The organism is Micromonospora sp. NPDC047707, from assembly GCF_040704235.1.
Taxonomy (GTDB): domain Bacteria; phylum Actinomycetota; class Actinomycetes; order Mycobacteriales; family Micromonosporaceae; genus Micromonospora.
Window position 1 is genome coordinate 145,672 of record NZ_JBEYSU010000011.1, and the last position, 19,559, is coordinate 165,230.

Sequence of the window (19,559 nt, forward strand, 5' to 3'; positions counted from 1 at the left end):
GCCGCCCGGTGACCGGGCCCCCGCACGGGGGCGTCACCGGGCCGGTCGGCACCCGTGGGCAGACCACCCGCCACGACGCCCCGCCCTCCCCCGGGACACCCCAGCCGGCCGGTTCCCAGCTGGCGCGGGAACTGCTGGACGGGCTCGCCGACGCCGTGGTGACGACCGACGGCACCGGTGTCGTGACGTTCGTCAACGCGAGGACGGCCGAGCTGCTGCCGGAGATCGTCCCCGGCACCGACCTGTCCGCCAGCGCCCTGCCCGCCCTCGCGGCGGCGGAGACGTTCGACGCCGAGCACCGCGGCCGGCGGCTGAGGGGAGTACGGCGCTGCCTCACCGGCGGCCGGTACGCCTGGTACGTCCGGGACGTCAGCGAGGAGTACGCGCGGACCACCGCCCTGCTGGCGGAGCGGTCGCGGACGGCGTTCCTCACCCGGGCCGGCAGCCGTCTCGGCATGTCGCTGCACCGGGACCACGCGTTGCGCACGGCGGTCACGCTCGCCGTTCCCTACCTCGCCGACCTGGCGCTGGTCGTGCACCGGCCGCCGACACCGACGGAACACCTGCCGCACTGGCTGCGGTACGCCGACGGCGACCCCGCCCCGGTCGCCGGCGTCGCCCCGTGGGCGGTGACGAGCGCCCTGCCCGGCCTCCCGGAGGCCTTCGCCGGTGACACCAGCGACCCGGGCCCGTGGCCCGACGCCGACCTGACCGACCTGCTCCCGGCCGGGTTCGGCCGGCCCGGCGCGGTGCTGGTCAGCCCGGTGCTCGCCGCCGGGCGACCCGCGGGGGCGCTGGTGCTGGTCCGCCGGGCCACCACGTTCGACCCGCGCGACGTGGAGGTGGCCCGGGAGTTCGCCGCCCGGGCCGGCGCCGCCCTCGCCACCGCCGACCTGTACGGGGAACAGGCCCACCTGGCACGCGTCCTGCAGGCCAGCCTGCTACCGCCCGAGCTGCCCGCCGTGCCGGGCATCGCCCTCGCCGGCGGCTACCGCGCCGCCGGGGACACCCTGCGGATCGGCGGCGACTTCTACCAGGTCTTCCCCACCGCCCGGGGCGCCCTGTTCGCCCTCGGCGACGTGTGCGGCAAGGGTGTCGGCGCCGCCGTCCTCACCGGCCGGGTCCGCCAGTCCCTCCAGACCCTGCGCCTGGTCGAGCAGCGCCCGGCGGAGCTCGTCCGGCTGCTCGACCGGGCGCTGCTCGACACCCCGGACGCGGCCCGCCACAGCCAGTTCACCACGGTGCTGCTCGGGACGCTGGACCGCGAGCCGGACGGCGGGGTACGGGCCACGATCGCCGGCGGCGGACACCCCTCCCCGCTGCTGGTGCGGCCGGACGGCACCGTCGAGCCGGTCCCGGTCGGCGGGATGCCGGTGGGTGCGCTCACCGGCGCCCGCTTCGGTCGGGCCACCGTCCGGCTGGCCCCCGGCGAACTGCTCCTCGCCTACAGCGACGGGGTGATCGAGGCGCGCGGCGGGCCCCGCGACGTCGAGATGTTCGGCGAGGGCCGGCTGCGCCGCGCGCTCGCCTCCGCCGTGGGCCTGCCTCCGGCGGCGCTGGTCGATCGCCTGCTTCAACTTGTCGACGAGTGGCTGGGCGGCCAGAGCCAGGACGACGACATCACGATGCTCGCCATGTCCGCTTCGCCCGGCTGACCGGGGCACCGGCCACGATCCGCGCGTGCGCGGGGCGTACGGCCGCCGGGACGGTGTCGGCCACCCGGCGACGGTCGGCGCCGCCGGGGCCGCTCAGGCCGTCCGGGCCGCCGGCGGCTCGTCCGCCGTCCACTCCGCCGGTGGCGGCTCGACGTCCGCGAGCGGCCAGGGACCGGGCGGTTCGGCGTACGGGATCGACTCGTCCTGCCGGCGCGCCGCCTCGTCGAACTCGCGCAGGCCCCGCAGCAGGGCGTCGCGGCCCTCCGGGCTCATCCCGGCGAGGATCTCGGTCAACCGACGCCGCCGGTGCTCGCGCAGCTCGGTGAGGAGACGGCGGGACTCCACCGTCAGGTGCAGCGAGATCTCCCGCCGGTCGAGGCGGCCCGGCTCCCGTTCCAGCATCCCGGCCGCCACCAGCCGGTCGCACAGCCGGCTGGCCGAGGAGAGCAGCATGCCGAGACGGTTCGCCAACCTGCGCAGGTTGATCCCGTCGTGCTGCTCCACCACCATGACCACCCGGAGCTGCGCCCCGGAGACCCGGCTGGTCGTGCTCTCCCGCGCCGTCTCCCAGACGGTCAGCAGGGCTTTCGCCGCGGCGTCGACCTCGGCAGCCATACTCGTCTGTGGTCCCGGCGGACCCTGTACTTCGACCATGGTGGGCCCGAGCGTACTCCGCCTCGGGCGGAAAGCGGACCTGCGATCAAGGAGCGGTGATGAGCGAACCGGTCGACCGGGCACGAAGGGCGCTCATCCAGGCACCCGCCGACCTCCTGTTGAACAGCGTCGCCGAGGTCATGGGCCGGGCGTACGGCATCGAGCAGGTGGAGCTGCTCCAGGTCGACTACCGGCTGTCGGTGCTGCTCCCGCTGACCGGCGGCGAACCGGTCAGCGGTCCGGGGCACCCGGCGTGGCGCTGCTTCGACCACCAGGTCCCTCTCGTCGCCGACGGCTACGCGTACCTGCCGGTCTCCATGCGGGGTGAGCGCCGCGGGGTGCTGCGGGTGGGCCCGGCGCCGGACGACGGGGCGGTCCTCGCCGAGCTGGCGGAGATCGCCACGGCGCTGTCGCACGAGATCTCCGCCGTGACCGACGGCACGGACGTGTACCGGGTCGCCCGGCGCAGCCGGCGGCTCACCCTCGCCGCCGAGATGCAGTGGGAACTCCTGCCGGGCCGCAGCCGCGTCCGCTCCACGTTCAGCCTGGCCGGGCAGTTGGAGCCGGCGTACGCGGTGCGCGGCGACAGCTTCGACTGGTCCGACGACGGCGACCGGGTGTGGCTCGCCACGATCAACGGGTCGGGCACGGGGGTCGCGGCGTCGCTGCTGACCTCGCTGGCCACGTTCGCCCTGCGCAACGCGCGGCGGGCCGGCCTGTCCCTGGCCGACCAGGCGGCCCTCGCGGACCAGGCCGTGTACGAGGTGCACCGGGGCGAGCGGCACCTGGCCGTGCTCCTGATGGAACTCGACCTGCACTCCGGGGTGATGACGGTGGTCGACGCCGGGTCGCCCCGCCTGGTGCTGCTGCGCGACGGCGAGGTCCACGAGCAGCCGCTGGAGAAGCAGTTCCCGCTGGGCATGTTCGAGGACACCGACTACCGGGAGCAGCACTTCGCGCTGCGCCACGGCGACCGGCTCTTCGTGGTCAGCGACGGCGTGATCGAGGCGGCCTCCCAGGCCACCCGGTACGGCGACGTCGCGCTGGACCGCTTCCTGCGGCGCACCGGGCCGATGCAGCCGCTGGACGCGGTCCGCTCACTGATCGGCGACCTGCGCGCGTTCGTCGCCGGCGACCTGGTGGACGACGCGGTGGTGGTGTGCCTGGACTGGACCGGGCCCCGGAGCTGACCCGGTCAGTACGCGCCGCGGCTGTTGATCACCGCGCCGAAGGTCTTCCACAGGATCGTCAGGTCGGCGGCGAGCGACCAGTTCTCCACGTAGTAGAGGTCGAGCCGGATCCCGTCCTCCCAGCTCAGGTCCGACCGGCCGCTGACCTGCCACAGGCCCGTCATCCCGGGCTTGACCAGCAGGCGGCGCGCCACGTCGCCGTCGTACCGGGCGACCTCCGACGGCAGCGGCGGGCGCGGGCCGACCAGGCTCATCTGCCCGAGCAGGACGTTGACGAGCTGGGGCAGCTCGTCCAGCGACCATTTGCGCAGCAGCCGGCCGATCCGGGTCACCCGCGGGTCGTCGCGCATCTTGAACATCAGGCCGTCGGTCTCGTTGCGGGTCGACAGCTCCGCCAGCAGGGCGTCCGCGTTCACCACCATGGTGCGGAACTTCCAGACGCCGAACTCCCGGCCTCCCTGCCCCACCCGGGTCTGCCGGAACATGACCGGCCCCCGGCTGTCCAGCCGGATGGCGACCGCGATGACCGCCAGCAGCGGCAGCAGCACCGCCAGCGCGAGGAACGCCGCGGACCGGTCGACGAGGCCCTTGACGAGCTTGCGGGCGCCCCGGAACTCGGGCGCCTCGACGTGGATCAGCGGCAGGCCCGCGACCGGCCGGGTGTGGATGCGCGGGCCGGCGACGTCGGTCAGCGCCGGGGCGACCACCAGGTCGACACCGGTGCCCTCCAACTGCCAGCCGAGCCGGCGCAGGCGGGTGGCGGTCAGCTCACCGGAGGCGGTCACGGCCACGGTGTCCGCGCCGATCGCGGTGGCGGCCTCGGGGATGCCCCGGAACGAGCCGACCACCGGCACGTCGCCCAGCCGCTGCGGGACCGGGGCGAGCAGCGCGTCCGGGATGCACGCGCCGACCACCTGGTAGCCCGCGTACGGCTCGCGGCGCAGCGTGTGCACCAGTTCCAGCACGTGCGCGGTGTCGCCGACCACGAGCACCTTCCGGGACCAGCCGCTGCCCCGCGAGCGGGCCCGGTGCAGGCTCTTGCGGGCGGTGAACCGGGCCACCTCGAGCCCGAGCGTGCCGACCGCCACCGAGATGCCGAGGAACCCGCGCGAGACACCGACGTCGAAGATGTAGCCGGCGATCGCGATGCCGCCGGCGAGCCGCAGGCTGGCCGAGCTCACCCGCCGGTACTCGTCGGCGCCGTACCCGAGGACGCGGTCGTCGTAGCACCGCAGCGCCTTCAACGAGACGAGCCAGGCCAGCACCAGGCCGGGGGCCACCACGACGTACGGGATCTCGGCGCCGCGCGGCAACTCGTCGCCGAAGCGGGCCACGTAGCCCACCAGGACGGCGACGATCAGCACGGTGGTGTCCAGCACCACCAGGGCGCGGACGTAGGACCGTTCAGCGGCGCGTGCCGCGGGCCGGGACGGCGGGCCGCCCGCGGCCGACGACGACCGGGCGGGGGTCATCAGCGTCGCCGACGTCACCGGCCCCTCCCCACTTCACCGTCACCGGCCGCGAACCGGCCGGACCGGAGTCGACCCGGTCGCCGTCCGGAGCACGACGCCATCCTGCCCCGAGAATTATGGCGGCCGATTGCTTCGGACGTATTGCCGTCACTTTTCCCGGCTCGCAAGGAGCCGGAAAGGGGCCTGTCGTACGGAATTCACCGCCACGACAGGCCCCGTCGCTGAGTGGCCGGTCAGGCGCCGGTCTTCCGGAGCGCGATGGCCTTCAGGAAGATCGTGCTGATACCGGTCGGATCCTCGGTCACGAACGACCCACCACCGGTGATGTCGGTGATCGACTTCAGCTCGGCCTTGCTGACGTCCCGGCCGATGCCGATCAGCACGACCTGCACCGGGCGCTCCGGGTCCTTGATCCGCTCCAGCTCGGCGAGCAACTGCTGCTGGCTGATGCCGTTGTCGTCGTCGTTCTTGCCGTCGGTGAACAGCACGAACGAGTTGACCTGGCCCGGGTCCCAGTCGTTCTGGACCGCCTTGTACGCGGCGAGCACCGTGTCGAACAGGCCGGTGTCGCCGTTCGACGACTGCATCCGGGCCAGCGCCTGCTCCAGCGGGGCGCGCCGGGTGGTCAACGGGCCGATGTCGACCAGCTTCCGGTAGTCGCGCGGACCGTCCAGGGTGGTGGAGAACTCCCAGAGGCCGATCTCCCAGCGGTCGTCGAACAGGTTGAGGCCACGCCGGGCCGCGTCGATCGTGACCTGCTGGCGGGTGGCGCCGTTGGCGCTCGCCACCTTCTCCTTCATCGAACCGGAGACGTCGATGACGCAGAGCATGCGACCGGACGCGGTGGCCACCGACCAGCTCGTCACCGCCCGGTCCACCGCCTGCGGGTCGAGGTCGCCGGCCGCGTTGCCGCCGCCGGCCTGCTGGGCCGACGCGCCGCCGGCCTCCGGGCTCGGGGCGCCCGGCGGGGCGCTGAACCCGGCGCCCCAGTTGCCGTCCGGCGCGCGCAGCGACAGCGGCGCCAGCCGGTCACGGAAGGATGCGGTGGTGAGCCCTTCCTCGAACAGCACCCGGGCCGCCGACGCCTTGGCCGGCTCGATGCCGGGCAGTACCGCGTACGGGTAGTCCAGCGGCATCGCCGCCGGCTGGAGGTAGAGCGCCGCCAGCGGGACCGCCGGCTTCTTGCTGTTGTACGAGATCACGTCCTCCTCCGACAGCGCCGCGGCACCGAGGCTGCGGGCCACCGTGGTGGGGTCCGCGGCCGTCGGGAACTTGGCGAGGAGGTCCTGACGCAGGTTGGAGCTGCCCGTCGACAGTGCGCGCAGCGCGCCGACCGTGTCCCTCTGGGCGTCCTTGCTGGCGGCGGCCGCGGCCGTGGTCAGCGAGAGCAGGCCGGAGAGGCCGGCGGCGTCACGGGTCGGGTTGACGATGCCCGCCTTCAGCGGCTTGGAGTTGTTGACCTGGCCGACGAGCTGCGCCCAGGTCAGCTCCTTCTGCGGCCAACCGAGCCGGGAGGCGATCGGCTCCGGCATCGCCACGACCACCGGGCTACGGGCGATGGACGCCCCGTTGCCCGGGTCGAACGCCGTCGCGCCACCGGTCTTCAGTCGCAGCAGCCACGTGGAGGAATCCGGTACCCAGACGTCCGGGCTGACCGCCGTGCCCGGGGCCTGCCCCACGCCGGCGAGGATCGCGCCGTGCTTCGCGGCCACCGTGGCGGCCACCTCGACCGGGTCGGACGCGGACACGTTCACGTCGATGCAGGTGCCACCGACCGCCGCGCCCTTCTCCTCCCACTCGGTCGCGGCGGCGTCGACCGCCGGAGCGAGCTCCGTCGCCACGGCGACCGAGAGCTCGATCTTGCCGGAGCAGTCGGGCGACGCGAGCTGCTGATAGCCGAAGTACCCGCCGGCAGTGACGACGAGTACGCCGACGGCGGCTGCGGCTCCCGCGGCATGGATATTCGTGCGCATACGATGGCGGCCTGCTGACACGGAGACCATCTTGCGGATCCGATGCGGGCGCCGCCACGTCCGTTCGGACGAAAGTTACGCAGAAGCAACAGTTGATCGCAGATTTGTGACACTGTGTAGCCAGTCAGCCTCAGGCCGTTGCCCTGAACGGCGACTCAGGGTAGGACGCACGTCGGACTCGGCACCACCACGGGCTCGCCCACCGGGGCCGGCACGCCGCTCGTGGGGTGCACCAGGAAGACGCGGATCATGTCCGCCCGCTCGTCGGCGACGTACAGGTGCTCACCGGTGAGCGCGAAGTGCCGGGGCCACTCCCCGCCCGTGTCGACCTCGGCCACCGGTCGCGGCAGCGTGCCGTCGAGGGCGAAGACCGCGATCGTGCCGACCCCCCGGTTGGCGACGTAGAGGAAACGTCCGTCCGGCCCCACCGCGATCTCGGACGGCTGCACGTGGCCCGGCCGCTCGCTGGCCTCCACGCGACCCCGCTGGCGCATGCCGCCGTCGGCGGTCAGCTCGTACTCGACGACCGAGGCGTCGAGTTCCCCGACCAGCCAGCAGCGCCGCCCGTCCGGGTGGCGGGCCAGGTGCCGGGGACCCGCCCCGGCGGGCGTCCGCACCCGTGGCGCCCGGGGCATCAGCCGTCCGGTCGCCGGGTCGAGGTCGTACCGGTAGACCGAGTCGGTGCCGAGGTCGACCGCGAGCAGCGGGCCGCCGCTCCGGTCCGGATTGACCATGTGGGTGTGGGCGTGCTCCTGCCGGTCCGGATCCGGGCCGTGCCCCTCGTGCCGGACCAGGTCGCTGCGCTCGCCGGGGATGCCCTGCTGGTCGAGCGGGAACACCGTCACGCTCCCGCCGCCGTAGTTGGCCACGAAGAGGTGCCGGCCGTCCGGGGCGACCGCGAGGTGGCACGGCTCGGCACCGCCCGTGGGCCGCGTACCCAGCAGGCTCAGGTCGCCGTCGGGGGCGACCCGGAACGCGCTGACCTCACCGGTGGTCAGCTCGTTGACCGCGTACAGCACGGGCACCCGGGGGTGCCGGGCCAGGAACGACGGCGACGGCGTGACCGCGACGGTGCCGAGCGGTGTGAGCGCGCCCGAGGCGGGATCCCGCCGGGCGGCGACGATGCCGGTGCCCCGCCCGCCGCTCGCCGCGGTGTAGCCGCCGACATGGACGATCACGCCCTGACCTGTCACGGGTCCGCCCTCCGCCGATTGTTCCCCGATCAAACCAGAGGCTTCCCGATCCGCCGCCTTGTCACGCCCGAAGTCCACCCTCGATTTCCGACATGGTGGCCGGCGGCGGGGCGGCCTCAGGCCGACGGCGGAAGCGGGGGCCGCCTCAGGCGGTCGGCACCGGCTCGCCACGCTGGCGCGCCACGTGCTCGACGAGCGCGATCAGCGCCTGCTTGCCGGACTGCCGGTCCCGCGCGTCGCAGAGCAGCAGCGGCACGTCCGGGTCGAGGTCCAGCGCCTGGCGTACGGTCTGCAGGCCGAACCGGCGCGCCCCGTCGAAGCAGTTGACCCCCACCACGAACGGGATGCCGCGCTGCTCGAAGTAGTCGATCGACGGGAAGCAGTCGGCCAACCGCCGGGTGTCGGCGAGCACCACCGCGCCGAGCGCCCCGAAGGCCAACTCGTCCCAGAGGAACCAGAACCGGTCCTGCCCCGGCGTGCCGAACAGGTAGACCTGGAGGTCCTCGTTGATGGTGATCCGACCGAAGTCCATCGCCACCGTCGTGGTGGACTTCGTCTCCACGCCGGAGAGGTCGTCGGTGCCGATGCCGGCGCCGGTCAGCACCTCCTCCGTCTGGAGCGGCCGGACCTCGCTCAACGCACTCACCAGCGTGGTCTTCCCGGCGCCGAAGCCCCCGGCGATGAGGATCTTCAGCGCGACCGGGATACGCGTGCCGGTTCTCGCCAGGTCAGAGCGCACGGAGTCCACTGACCACCGCCTTGAGGATGTCGTTGTCGGGCAGGTGCGGGGCGGTCGGGGGCTGGTGCACCGTCACCAGTCCCCGGTCCACGAGGTCGCCGAGCAGCACGCGGACCACCCCGACCGCGAGGTCGAGGTCGGCCGCGAGTTCCGCCACCGGCACCGGGCGACCGGCCAGCGCCACCAGCCTCCGGTGCTCGGGGTGCAGGTCCGGGTGCGCGGCCGGGTCGGCGTCCGGCTCGGCCACCACGTACGCGACCAGGTCGAAGCCGTCGACGGCGGACCGGACGCGCCCCCCGGTCAGGGTGTAGGGGCGCACCACCGGGCCGGCGTCGTCGTCCAGCCACTCGTGGCGTCTGCCCCCCTCAGCCCGCATCGCCGGTGCCCGTCGTGGACCGGGCCGGAGCGCTCATGTTCTCCCCGACGCGGGTGACGAGCATCGCCATCTCGTACGCCACCAGCCCGATGTCGGCGTCGGCGTCGCTCACCACCGCCAGGCAGGCGCCCTGCCCGGCCGCGGTCACGAAGACGTACGCCGACTCCATCTCGACGACCGTCTGCCGGACCGGGCCACCCGCGACGTGCCGGCTCGCGCCCCGGGCCAGGCTGGAGAAGCCGGACGCCAGCGCGCAGAGGTGCTCCGCGTCCGCCCGCTCCTGCCCGGCGGACGCGCCGAGCAGCAGCCCGTCGGCGGAGAGGACCACCGCCTGGCGCGCGGACGGCACCCGCTCCACCAACTCGTCGAGCAACCAGTCGAGACCGGCACTCTGCCTCGTCGAATGCAGCATCACGCGTCCCTCTCAGTCACGGTCGGGTGTTCAGGGTCCGCCGACGCCGCGCCCCGGGGGCCGGCGGCCGCCCGTCCCCGGGCGGTGCCGGCCTGCAGGGCCGACATGACCCGCCGCGCCTCCTCCGGGGTTCGCGGGGTCGGGTCGGCCACCGGCGCCCACCAGGCGGGGCCGCCGACGGCGGGTTGCCGGAGCGTGGGACCGTCCACCGCCGGCCGGCGGACCTCGACGGTCGTCTCGCCCGGATCCGTCACGTCCGCGGCGGTGGTCGGCGCCACCCCGCCGCGCGGGGCGCCGTCGGCCGGCGGGTCGCCGCCCTCGTGCCCGGGCGGGGCCGTGGTGACCGTCGGGTCGGGCACACCGGCTTCGCCGTGGTCCGTCACGTCGCCGGCCGTCCGTTTCCGGACGGGGGCACGGAGTGGCGTGACCGGGCCGCGGTGGCGGACCCGGCGGGGCAGCCCGTCGATCTCACCGGCCACCTCCGCCCGAGCCGGGCCGCCACCGGGCTCGGCCTCGACGGGAAGGGACGTGGCCGCCTCCGGGGCACGCGGGCGCGGGGGACGCGGGAGCGTCTCCCGCCGCCCGTCCCGCCCCGGGTCCGGCGACCCTGCGGGCAGCAGCGGCGGCTCCTCGGTGACCAGGTCGTTCGGGACGAGGACCACGGCGGTCAGGCCGGCACCGTCGGACGGGCGGAGCCGGACCCGTACCCCGTGCCGGGCGGCCAGCCGGGCCACCACGAACAGGCCGAGGCGGGCCGTGCGGGTCGGGTCGAACTCGGGCGAGGACGCCAGGCGGCGGTTGGCGTCCTCCAACGCCTCGGTGGGCATGCCGAGCCCCCGGTCGGTGACCTCCACGGCGTAGCCGTTGGGCAACCGCTGGCCGGAGACCAGGACCCGGGTGTCCGGTGGGGAGAACGCCGTCGCGTTCTCCACCAGTTCGGCGAGCAGGTGGATCAGGTCGCCCACGACCCGGCCGGTCACACCCGCGGGCTGGACGCCGGCGATGTCCACCCGGTCGTACGCCTCGACCTCGGAGATCGCCCCCCGGATCAGGTCGACCATCGCGACCGGGTTGCGCCACCCGCGGCCGGGCGCCGCGCCGGCCAGGATCACCAGGTCCTCGGCGTGCCGCCGCAGGCGCGTCGCCAGGTGGTCGACCCGGAACAGCTCGGCCAGCTCGTCCGGGTTCTCCGTACGCCGTTCCATCCGGTCGAGCAGGGCGAGCTGCCGGTGCACGAGGCCCTGGCTGCGCCGCGCGATGTTGAGGAACACCTCGTTGAGGCCCCGTCGCAGGTTGACCTCGTCCTCGGCGGCCCGGATGGCGGTCCGCTGCACGGTGGTGAACGCCCGCCCCACCTGGCCGATCTCGTCCGCGCCGTACTCCAGCGACGGCGCCTCGCGGGCGACGTCCACCTCCTCGCCGCGCCGCATCCGCGCCACCACGTCGGGCAGCCGGCGTTCCGCCCGTTCCAGCACGGTGCGGACCCGGACGAGCCGGTACGCGAAGGAGCGACCGACCCGCAGCGCCACGACGAGCGAGACCACGACGGCGACCAGGCCCAGCACCCCGGCCGTCGCGAGCCGGACCAGGATGCCCACGGCGGTGGGCACCGACCGTTCGGCGAGGCCGTCGGCCTGGGTCAGCTCGAACTCGCGTAGGGACTGCTGGACGGTGGCGTAGTCGGTCCGCCAGGCGTCCGCCGCCACCTGGGGGCGGCGGCCGTCGGTGGTGACCAGCGCGTCCTGCATGGCGCGCAGCCGAGAGAACGCCGCCTGCTCGGTCAACCGCTGGTACGCCGTGTGAGCCGCCTCGGGCAGGTCCGCCACCGCGGCCTCCACCAGCAGCCGCTGGTTGCCGATGGTCTGCACGAGCCGGGTGTGCTCGTCGTCGGCGAGTCGACCGGAGACGAACGCCCCGGCCAGCAGAGCGTCGGTCTGGCCGAGCAGTTCCCGGGCACGGCCGAGCGCGGTGATCGCCAACGCCTGGCGGTTGAGTTCCGGGTCCGGCAGCGCGGCCATCCCCTCGTACGCGAAGAACGCCGACGAGATCATGCCGCTGTAGAGGCCGAGCGCGCCGGTGCGGTCCACCGCCCGCCGGTCGATGAACTCACGACCGGCGGGCAACGCCTCCAGGGCGACGACGAGATCGTCCAGGCGCTCGTCCAGCAGGTCGTCGGCGGCGTCGCGCAGCTCCTCACCGTTGATCCGGCGGAGCAGCTCGGAGACGGCCCGGTCGGTCCGGCGCCGCTGCTCCGCGAGGCCGGGCTGGGCCTGGTCGGTCGACAGGTGGATCACCGAGAGGCGGCGCTCGCGTTGCAGCTCGACCACGACGGCGTCACCGGGCCGGCCGAGGTCGTACAGGAGCGTCCGGGCGGAGAGCAGGTCCAGCGCGGGCCCGAAGGTGAGCGTGACGGCGAAGATCCAGAGCGCGAGCAGGGCGGTCACCGGCACCACGACCAGCGCGGTCAGCTTGGAGCGGATCGGCCAGTCGCGGGTGTTCACTCAAGACCTCGCCCGGAAGGTGTGGCTGCGGGGGTGCCGGCGCCGGCCGGGCAACGCCCGGCGCGGCGCACCCGGCGGTGGCGCCGGGACGCCATCGACGGACGCCTTGGGCAGGATACGTAATCAGCGCCGGTTGCACTACCGTCCGTCCATCGTGCCGCAGCGGTACGGACTCGCGGCTTTCCCCCGGCGCGCGACTGGGTGCCGTGGACGGTGCCGGCGGGTCAGCTCCGACGGCCGCCGACCGAGGAGGCGCTGGCGTCCTCTCCCTAAACGCCCGACCTGCGGAACGGCCCCCACGCGACGAACCGGTCGAACAGCTCGCGCGGGCGCGGCCCGTCGTGCGGGTTGAGGTGGTAGAGGTCGTGCATGGCCTCGTAGAGCAGACCGGCGAGATAGATGGAGAGGCTGGGCATCTTGCCCTCGAACTCGGCCTTCAGCAGGAGCCGGGCTTCGGCGCACGGCCACGGCTGACCGCACGACCGGCACGCCCACATCGGTCGCAGCGGGGTGTGCGGGGGTCTGGTTTCGGTGCGGTAGCGGGGATGCTCGGGGTGCGGCCCGAGTCGGGGCTGCGGCAGCTGAGCGAAGATCACCACCGGCCTCCGTTCGCCCGCCACCGCTGGGCGGGGGTCAGCCAGCCGGCGCGGCCGGGCCGTGGGTACGCCTGGGTGGGCTGCGTCATCCAGGCCGGCAGGTTCCGGCCCCGAACCCGTTGCGGCAGCTCCGGCGGTTCTCCGTTCCGGCACCGGAACCAGCTGATACGCACATCGACCTCCTCGACGGTGGGAAGGGGCCGCCCCGCCCGGGGGTGCGGGGCGGCCCCGGCAGGACCCGCCCCACCTCACCCCTCGGCGGAGCGGGTCCGCATGGGTGACATTCTGTTGAGGACACCGCTACCCTCGGAAGGCATCGACGCAGGTCACGGCGGGGGTCTGGGGATCACCCGCGCCGACTGGCGACGGCTGGCGATCTTGACGGCTCTCTGGAGGTCCGGTGGAAGGCGAGCAGAACGCCGATCTGATCCGCGCCCAGCTCCGCAGGCAGCGGACGCTGGTCGGCATGAACCAGGAGGAGTTCGGCAAACGCGCGAACTACTCGGCGTCGACGGTGTCCGCTGTGGAGACCGGAACCCGGCCGATCGACCTGCCGTACGCCCGGCGGGCCGACGAGATCCTGGAAACGGGCGGCCTCTTCGAGTCCCTGCTGCGCTCGGCGCAACGGGACAGCCTCCCGACGTGGTTCAAGCCCTGGCTGGAAGCCGAGCGCGAAGCCCAGCAGCTCCGGTATTTCAACCCACTGTTGATCCCGGGCCTGTTCCAGACGGAGAACTACGCCCGCGCGGTGTTCCGGCTCGTCGACACCCGCTCGGAGCAGGAGGTCGAGCAACACCTGGCCGCCCGGCTGGAGCGGCAGGAGATCCTGACCAGGGAGCACCCGCCCCAGGTCGTCGCCGTGATCGACGAGTCCGTGCTGCGCCGGGCCGACGCCATCATGGGGGAGCAGCTCGCCCACCTGCTGCGCATGGCTGAGCTGCCCTACGTCCACATCCATGTCGTCCCGGCGGGCGCCGGCCTGTACATCGGGCTGGACGGGCCGCTGGCTCTGGCGATGCTGCCGGACGGCGGCTGGGTCGGATGTCTCGACCACCAGGCCGGCAGTGCGGCGGTTGGCACCGAGGAAAAAGTGGCTACGCTTCTGGCCAGGTGGGAAGGCGTGCGCGGCGCGGCCCTTCCCGAAGCGATGTCGGTCGCCCTGGTCAAGGAAGTAGAGAGCCAGCATGGACCTCAGTAACGCCCGGTGGCGGACGTCCACGCGGAGCACCTCGGCGGGCGGCGAGTGCGTCGAGGTGGCCGACAACCTGCCCGGCGTGGTGGCCGTCCGCGACAGCAAGGACCCGGCGGGCCCCGTGCTCGCCTTCGGGCCGGCGACCTGGAAGGCGTTCGTCAGGTTCGCCAAGCAGCACTGACCGAACCGCACGGACAGGCCCCCCAAGCGCGAGGCTCGGGGGCCGCTCCATGCCAATCGGAAGATCTTGGAAGATTTCGGCCCTGGCGGGGCCGTTTCCCTCCAAGATCTCGACACGAGACGGCCGCGCCCGGCTCCGGAAACGCCCGGAGCGGGACGTTTCACCGCTCGGCGAGGAAAGTGCCCCGGATCGGGATTGGCGATCAGCAGGAAGAGGGAATACCGGGGGCGAAGGAGGAGCCATGTCGCCCACGCAGGTAATCGTCATAGTCGTCGTCGTACTGGTGATCGTGGCACTGGCCGTCGCGGGCCGGACGTACGCCCGCCGCCGGGCTTTGCGGTCCCGGTTCGGTCCCGAGTACGACCGTCTCGTCGCGGAACAGGACAGCCGCACGGCCGCCGAGCGGGAGCTGCGCGACCGGGAGCGCCGCCACGCCGAGCTGACCCTCGTCCCCCTCTCCCCCGAGAACCGGGCCCGGTACGCCGCCGCCTGGGAGGAACTCCAGGTCCGCTTCGTCGACTCCCCGGGGGAGACCGTCGGCGAGGCGGACGAACTGGTCACCCGGCTCGTCGCCGAGCGGGGCTACCCGACCGGTGACTTCTCCGACCAGATCGCCCACCTCTCCGTCGAGCACGCCCGCACGCTGACCCACTACCGCGACGCCCACGAGATCCACCTGCGCAACTCGCGTGGCGAGGCGAGCACCGAGGAGCTCCGCCAGGCCGTCGTCCACTACCGGGCGCTCTTCGCCGACCTGCTCGGCGAGGACCCGGTCGGGCAGGGCACGACCACCGACGAGCCGGACGGACACCGCCCGCACGCCGAGCAGCCGGCCGGGCACCGCCTGCCGGAGCAGCGGGACCCCGAGCGCCCAGACGTCACGAGCCGCTGAGGAGACCACCATGCGTCAGGACGAGCAGCAGGCGACCGACCACCCGGAGGCCGTACGCTCCGCACCCGTACCGGTGCCACCGCCGGATGACAGCGCCGGCAAGACCGACACGGGCGGCAAGGCCGACCCGGCGGACCGGACGGAGGTGCCCGAGGACGCCCTCGACGACCGCGGGACGTTCGACGATCCGCGGGTCGCCGGCGACCGGGACACGGGCGACGACGACCGGAACGCCGGCGACCGCGACCGGGACCGGCGGGCCGATGCCGAGAGGCGCCCGGAGTTCCACGAGCCCGGTCCGGTGCCGACCGCCTTCGGCGCCACCACCGTGGGCGGTGCGGTCGCCGCGTCCGCCCTGGCCAGCGGCCGGCCGGAGGACGAGCCGGACCCGCGGACGGAATCGACCGCCCGGCCCGGCGACGGCGCCGAGAGGGGCGAGCGCGAGGGTTGGCGCGCGGACCCGACCGCCGAGTTCCGCGGTGGCCCGGGCTGGGAGGAGCGCCGGCACGAGCGGGCGGCGGCGTTCGACGGTGACGGGGCGACGGGCACGGCGACCGTGGTGCCGCCGGGCGCCACCGAGGGCCGGCCGGAGCGGCGTGCCGACCTCACGACCTGGGGTGGCGACCCGGACGCCGCCGTGGCCGGCGCGACCGGGTACGGCAGCGCGACCCCGAGCATGGTCGACCCGGACTCCGTCTCCCCCGACGCGGACCCGACGCTGGCCGGTACGAGGGCCGACATCGACGCCGCCGGTGCCGGCACGACCGGCTCGCTCGGGGCGGCCGGGACGGCCCGGCCTGCCGGGTCGACGGTGGCGGCCGAGCCGGCGACGCTCTTCGACACCGGCGAGGCGCAGGGTTTCCGCGACCGCTGGCGGGACGTCCAGCTGCGCTTCGTCGACGACCCGCGCGCGGCGGCCGGCGAGGCCCAGGCGCTGGTGGACGAGGCCATCCAGGCGCTCGCCTCGGCCCTGTCGGCGCAGAAGCAGAAGCTCGGTGCCTGGCAGGACGCCGGCTCGGCGGACACCGAGCAGCTGCGGATGGCGGTACGGCAGTACCGGGACTTCCTGGACCGGGTGCTCGGCCGCTGAGGTGTCGCGGCATGCGCGGACCGGCCGGGCCGGTCCGCGCATGGCGTCCGCCGCACGGGGTACGCGAGGAGGTAGCGAACGCGCGTGCGGACAGGAGGGCGACACCATGACCGATCGTGACCGGGACCGACCGCTGGAGGAGAGCCCCGAGGTGGCCGCGGCGGTCGAGGACGACACGGGGGTCCCCCAGTTGATGACGGGCGGCGCCGCCGATCGGGACAATCCGGCCTTCACCGAGCCCGGCGACCGCCCGATCGGAGGCGGCGGGCCGGACGACATCATTGGCGACCCGTACGCCGCCGGCACCGGCGCTACCGGCACCGGCACGGGCGCCGGCGCGGACAACATCCGCACCGGCGCCGAGCAGCCCTGGGAGCCGGAGGACCTGGTGGCCGCGCGCGGTCAGGACCTGACGCCGGAGAACATCGAGAAGGCCCGCCGGGATCTGGCCGAGCTGGGCCGGGCGGCGATCGAACGTACGGTTCCCTGAGCGGTCCGGCCGCACCCGTAGGGACGTCGGCCGGCGGCCGGTACGGACGAGGGGGCCCCTGGCCCGACCGGGACGGTCGGACCAGGGGCCCGGGGAACCTGCCGCTGGAGCGCCTCACCTGAGTCCAGCGGCGGGTGGGCGCCGGAGGTCAGGACAGCGGCGGGTACGCGTTCTGCATGAGCTGCTGGAACTGCGCCGGGAACCAGGCCCCGGAGATCGGCGCGTCGGGCAGGGCGCCGGTCGCGTTGTTGCCGTTGCGGGGGTTGCCGCCGTACGTCGGGTCGCACATGCGGTCGAAGCCCTTGCCCTCGTTGTTCGGGATCTCCTTGCTGGAGCCGTCCGACTCGCCCGGGGGCTTGACCCAGACGTACGCGTCGATGCCCGGCTCCGGCGCGGCCTTCGGCCGCTCGCCCAGTCCGGCGCCGGACTGGTTGCACCAGTTGCCGGCGTGGATCCGGCGGTCGACCCGGCCACCGTCGACGTACGCGTCCACGCTGGTCGACGGGCCGGGGCCGGTCGGCCGGGCGGTGCCGCCCCAGCCGTTGCGGGACGTGTCGATCAACATGCCGATGTTGGCGTCGAAGCCGACCTGGACCAGCTTGTTCCGGAACGCCTGGGCGAACGACAGCTCGTCGACGTACTGGTTCCAGTCCACCCACTTGGACTGCCGCACCGTCTGACCGTTCACCGTGTCGGTGATCCGGACGTACGGCTCGCGCAGCGCCGAGTAGTTGGCGGTGTTGACGATGAAACCGTGCACGTTGGCCACGGTGCTGCCGGAGGCGACGGCCGCCGACTTCAGCATGTCGGCGGTGGGGCCGAAGTTGCTGTCCCAGCCGATCCAGCCGTGGTGCGCGGCGTCGATGTAGTTGTAGACGTTGGGGACGGCGCCCAGCTTGGCGAGGGCGTACCCGACGCCGTTGACGTACGCGCCGTTGGCCTTCACGGTGTCGCACATCGCGGTGCCGCCCGGGTTGCCGGAGGTGTTGGTCACCAGGTTCGGCAGCGAGTCGATCTCGATGATGTTGATGATCCGCAGGTTCCGGTACTTCGCGTCACCCTGGATCGCGGCGATCGGGTCGATGTACTCGGCCTTGTAGCGCGGCAGTTCGTCCGGGCCCAGTTCACCGTTGGAGGCCAGTGCGGCGCAGTCCCGGCCGGGCAGGTTGTAGATGACGAACTGGATGTAGTTGGCGCCCTGCGCGAGCGCCGCGTCCAGGTGGTCCCGTACACCCATGGCGCCGTTCGAGCTGCTGTCCGGGGTGCCGTTGATGGCGGCGATCCGGTCCAGCCAGACGGCGGTCGGGTTGTTCGAGACCCGGTTGCCGCCGGACACCGACTCGGCCTTGGCCTTCCACTCCGGGTTCACGTACCCCCGGGCGTTCAGGTACGGGTTGTCGACCCGGGGACCACCGGGCGGCGGTGTCGTGGGCGGTGGGGTGGTCGGCGGCGGCGTCGTGGGCGGCGGGGTCGTCGGCGGAGGGGTGGTGGGCGGCGGGGTGGTGGGTCCGCCACCGCCGTTGCAGGTGACCCCGTTGAGGGTGAACGAGGTCGGCTTCGGGTTGCTGCCGCTCCACGAGCCGTTGAAGCCGATGCTCACGGTGGCGCCACTGGCCACCGAGCCGTTGTACGACTCGTTCTGCGCCGTGACGTTCTGGCCGGACTGGGCGTACCGGGCCGACCAGCCCTGCACCACCCGCTGCGAGCTGTTGGGGAACGTGAAGCCGAGCGTCCACCCGTTGAGCGCGTCACCGATGTTCCTGATGTTGACGGTCGCGGTGAACCCACCCGGCCAGTCGTTGGTCGTGTACGACACCTCGCACTGCGTCGCCGCGTGGGCCGTGGTGACCGGTAGCGTCACCAACCCGCCCGCGACCAGGGCGCCCGCGCCGGTGAGCGCGAGGGCCCGGCGTGGGCCGGAGAGCCTTCTCCACACATTCATGCCACAGATCTCCTTGGGCGAGACCGGGACCGCGAGCGGCCCGGCGGAACGGCCCGGCGGGCACGGACGGCCTACCGGCGCCATCGGGGATGTGTTCGGGGGTGCCCGACCCGGACGGGCGGTGGTGGTGTGCCGGACCGGCGACGCGACGACGGTCGGCCGGCGGGATCGTCGTCCGGCGGACCGGTTGCCCTCGACTCCCTGCCGATGCGCGGTGCGTGGCTCCCCGCGTTCGACGATTCTTGCATGGGAGCGCTTCCATAGCAATGCCCCGATGGCTGTCGGTCCGGTGGAGCGGGGACGTTTCCCCCATCCGCCCCGGCCGGCGTCGGCACCTCCCAACAGGTCTGGAACGCCCCGGGAACCGGCAACATCGGCGGTCGGTCCCGGTACCGGTCGTACCGGCCCTACCGCCCGTGACCTCCACAAAGTGGAAAAGACGAATCTTTCCCTTCATACGTTGTGAATCGGTCTAACGTCGGGCGTAGCTCGGTTGTCGCCGAGTCCAGGACAAGAGGGATGGAGTGACGCAGGTCATGGCAAACAAAATGCTCGGGAAGGTCGTAGCGGGTGCCGCTCTCGGTGGCGCCTCCCTGCTCGTATTCACGCCAGGGATCGCGTTCGCGGACGACCACGACCACCACCGCAACGACAAGGACGGCAAGGTCATCGCCAAGCCGCACGTCGTCAAGCCGGGTGAGAAGGTCAAGCTGCTGCAGATCTGCGAGGAGCCGCAGAAGCACGCGTTCGCCTGGTCGAAGGTGACCGGCAAGGTCAAGCTCGAGCCGGTCAAGCACGACAAGGACGGCAAGCGGCACGACGACGACAAGCGCCACGACGACAAGCGGCACGACGACGACAAGCGCCACGACGACAAGCGCCACGACGACAAGCGCCACGACGACAAGCGGCACGACGACGACAAGCGCCACGACGACAAGCGCCACGACGACAAGCGGCACGACGACGACAAGCGGCACGACGACAAGCGCCACGACGACAAGCGGCACG

At 73.5% G+C, this 19,559-nt stretch carries 16 protein-coding genes and 2 pseudogenes; 8 read left to right on the forward strand and 10 right to left on the reverse strand.

What is annotated here, in order from left to right; genetic code table 11:
• Nucleotides 1-8 precede the first annotated feature (8 nt).
• On the forward strand, nucleotides 9-1,655 hold the full coding sequence (locus AB0873_RS15415) for a PP2C family protein-serine/threonine phosphatase (RefSeq protein WP_366600369.1): 1,647 nt from the start codon (nucleotides 9-11) through the stop codon (nucleotides 1,653-1,655).
• Nucleotides 1,656-1,748: 93 nt separating this feature from the next.
• On the opposite strand, the gene AB0873_RS15420 is transcribed toward AB0873_RS15415, so the two are convergent.
• Entirely contained in the window at nucleotides 1,749-2,270 is a 522-nt protein-coding gene (locus AB0873_RS15420) for a MarR family transcriptional regulator (RefSeq protein WP_366600370.1), read from the reverse strand.
• Between the two features lie 98 nt (nucleotides 2,271-2,368).
• On the opposite strand from AB0873_RS15420, the gene AB0873_RS15425 reads away from it, so the two are divergent.
• Nucleotides 2,369-3,499 (forward strand): PP2C family protein-serine/threonine phosphatase, encoded by a 1,131-nt coding sequence (locus AB0873_RS15425; RefSeq protein ID WP_366600372.1) that lies wholly within the window; start codon nucleotides 2,369-2,371, stop codon nucleotides 3,497-3,499.
• Between the two features lie 5 nt (nucleotides 3,500-3,504).
• On the opposite strand, the gene AB0873_RS15430 is transcribed toward AB0873_RS15425, so the two are convergent.
• From AB0873_RS15430 to AB0873_RS15465, 8 genes are all read right to left on the reverse strand, one after another.
• The gene (locus AB0873_RS15430; RefSeq protein WP_366600373.1) at nucleotides 3,505-4,989 is read right to left on the reverse strand and encodes a sugar transferase; all 1,485 of its coding nucleotides are present in this window, start codon (nucleotides 4,987-4,989) and stop codon (nucleotides 3,505-3,507) included.
• 215 nt (nucleotides 4,990-5,204) lie between these two features.
• Complete coding sequence (locus AB0873_RS15435; protein WP_366600375.1) at nucleotides 5,205-6,965, reverse strand: substrate-binding domain-containing protein; 1,761 nt, start codon at nucleotides 6,963-6,965, stop codon at nucleotides 5,205-5,207.
• Between the two features lie 134 nt (nucleotides 6,966-7,099).
• Nucleotides 7,100-8,137 (reverse strand): lactonase family protein, encoded by a 1,038-nt coding sequence (locus tag AB0873_RS15440; RefSeq protein WP_366600376.1) that lies wholly within the window; start codon nucleotides 8,135-8,137, stop codon nucleotides 7,100-7,102.
• Nucleotides 8,138-8,282: 145 nt separating this feature from the next.
• Entirely contained in the window at nucleotides 8,283-8,885 is a 603-nt protein-coding gene (locus AB0873_RS15445; RefSeq protein WP_155330567.1) for an ATP/GTP-binding protein, read from the reverse strand.
• Nucleotides 8,866-9,252 (reverse strand): DUF742 domain-containing protein, encoded by a 387-nt coding sequence (locus tag AB0873_RS15450; protein ID WP_366600378.1) that lies wholly within the window; start codon nucleotides 9,250-9,252, stop codon nucleotides 8,866-8,868. The genes AB0873_RS15445 and AB0873_RS15450 overlap by 20 nt, the downstream gene beginning before the upstream one ends.
• Nucleotides 9,242-9,667, reverse strand: coding sequence for a roadblock/LC7 domain-containing protein (locus AB0873_RS15455; protein WP_196255846.1), 426 nt, complete (start codon nucleotides 9,665-9,667; stop codon nucleotides 9,242-9,244). Before AB0873_RS15455 ends, AB0873_RS15450 begins: the two co-directional genes overlap by 11 nt.
• Nucleotides 9,664-12,165 (reverse strand): nitrate- and nitrite sensing domain-containing protein, encoded by a 2,502-nt coding sequence (locus AB0873_RS15460; RefSeq protein WP_366600380.1) that lies wholly within the window; start codon nucleotides 12,163-12,165, stop codon nucleotides 9,664-9,666. The genes AB0873_RS15455 and AB0873_RS15460 overlap by 4 nt, the downstream gene beginning before the upstream one ends.
• A gap of 269 nt (nucleotides 12,166-12,434) precedes the next feature.
• The gene (locus AB0873_RS15465; RefSeq protein WP_366600382.1) at nucleotides 12,435-12,761 is read right to left on the reverse strand and encodes a hypothetical protein; all 327 of its coding nucleotides are present in this window, start codon (nucleotides 12,759-12,761) and stop codon (nucleotides 12,435-12,437) included.
• A 400-nt stretch (nucleotides 12,762-13,161) separates the two neighbouring features.
• On the opposite strand from AB0873_RS15465, the gene AB0873_RS15470 reads away from it, so the two are divergent.
• The 5 genes and pseudogenes from AB0873_RS15470 (at nucleotide 13,162) to AB0873_RS15490 (ending at nucleotide 16,606) form a co-directional block, all read left to right on the forward strand.
• The gene (locus tag AB0873_RS15470) at nucleotides 13,162-13,959 is read left to right on the forward strand and encodes a helix-turn-helix transcriptional regulator (RefSeq protein WP_366600383.1); all 798 of its coding nucleotides are present in this window, start codon (nucleotides 13,162-13,164) and stop codon (nucleotides 13,957-13,959) included.
• A complete protein-coding gene (locus AB0873_RS15475) occupies nucleotides 13,946-14,134 on the forward strand; it encodes a DUF397 domain-containing protein (RefSeq protein WP_366600385.1) in 189 nt (62 codons plus the stop codon). Before AB0873_RS15470 ends, AB0873_RS15475 begins: the two co-directional genes overlap by 14 nt.
• Before the next feature lie 241 nt (nucleotides 14,135-14,375).
• Nucleotides 14,376-15,026 carry a hypothetical protein gene (locus tag AB0873_RS15480; protein ID WP_366600387.1) on the forward strand — a complete coding sequence of 217 codons (651 nt, stop codon included), beginning with the start codon at nucleotides 14,376-14,378 and terminating at the stop codon, nucleotides 15,024-15,026.
• 259 nt (nucleotides 15,027-15,285) lie between these two features.
• Nucleotides 15,286-15,549 (forward strand): annotated as a pseudogene (locus AB0873_RS15485) (hypothetical protein); the annotation flags it as partial.
• A gap of 673 nt (nucleotides 15,550-16,222) precedes the next feature.
• On the forward strand, nucleotides 16,223-16,606 hold the full coding sequence (locus tag AB0873_RS15490) for a hypothetical protein (RefSeq protein ID WP_366600389.1): 384 nt from the start codon (nucleotides 16,223-16,225) through the stop codon (nucleotides 16,604-16,606).
• Between the two features lie 148 nt (nucleotides 16,607-16,754).
• On the opposite strand, the gene AB0873_RS15495 is transcribed toward AB0873_RS15490, so the two are convergent.
• Nucleotides 16,755-18,548, reverse strand: a complete 1,794-nt coding sequence (locus AB0873_RS15495; protein ID WP_366600391.1) for a glycoside hydrolase family 6 protein — start codon at nucleotides 18,546-18,548, stop codon at nucleotides 16,755-16,757.
• Nucleotides 18,549-19,084: 536 nt separating this feature from the next.
• On the opposite strand from AB0873_RS15495, the pseudogene AB0873_RS15500 reads away from it, so the two are divergent.
• A pseudogene (locus AB0873_RS15500) lies at nucleotides 19,085-19,559 on the forward strand (hypothetical protein); the annotation flags it as partial.

Excerpts from the sequence above, each read along its gene's own strand:
- AB0873_RS15420 (WP_366600370.1), bottom strand. The coding sequence starts at position 2,270 with ATGGCTGCCGAGGTCGACGCCGCGGCGAAAGCCCTGCTGACCGTCTGG.
- AB0873_RS15425 (WP_366600372.1), top strand. The coding sequence starts at position 2,369 with ATGAGCGAACCGGTCGACCGGGCACGAAGGGCGCTCATCCAGGCACCC.
- AB0873_RS15450 (WP_366600378.1), bottom strand. The coding sequence starts at position 9,252 with ATGCGGGCTGAGGGGGGCAGACGCCACGAGTGGCTGGACGACGACGCC.
- AB0873_RS15475 (WP_366600385.1), top strand. The coding sequence starts at position 13,946 with ATGGACCTCAGTAACGCCCGGTGGCGGACGTCCACGCGGAGCACCTCG.
- AB0873_RS15480 (WP_366600387.1), top strand. The coding sequence starts at position 14,376 with ATGTCGCCCACGCAGGTAATCGTCATAGTCGTCGTCGTACTGGTGATC.
- AB0873_RS15490 (WP_366600389.1), top strand. The coding sequence starts at position 16,223 with ATGACCGATCGTGACCGGGACCGACCGCTGGAGGAGAGCCCCGAGGTG.
- AB0873_RS15495 (WP_366600391.1), bottom strand. The coding sequence starts at position 18,548 with ATGAATGTGTGGAGAAGGCTCTCCGGCCCACGCCGGGCCCTCGCGCTC.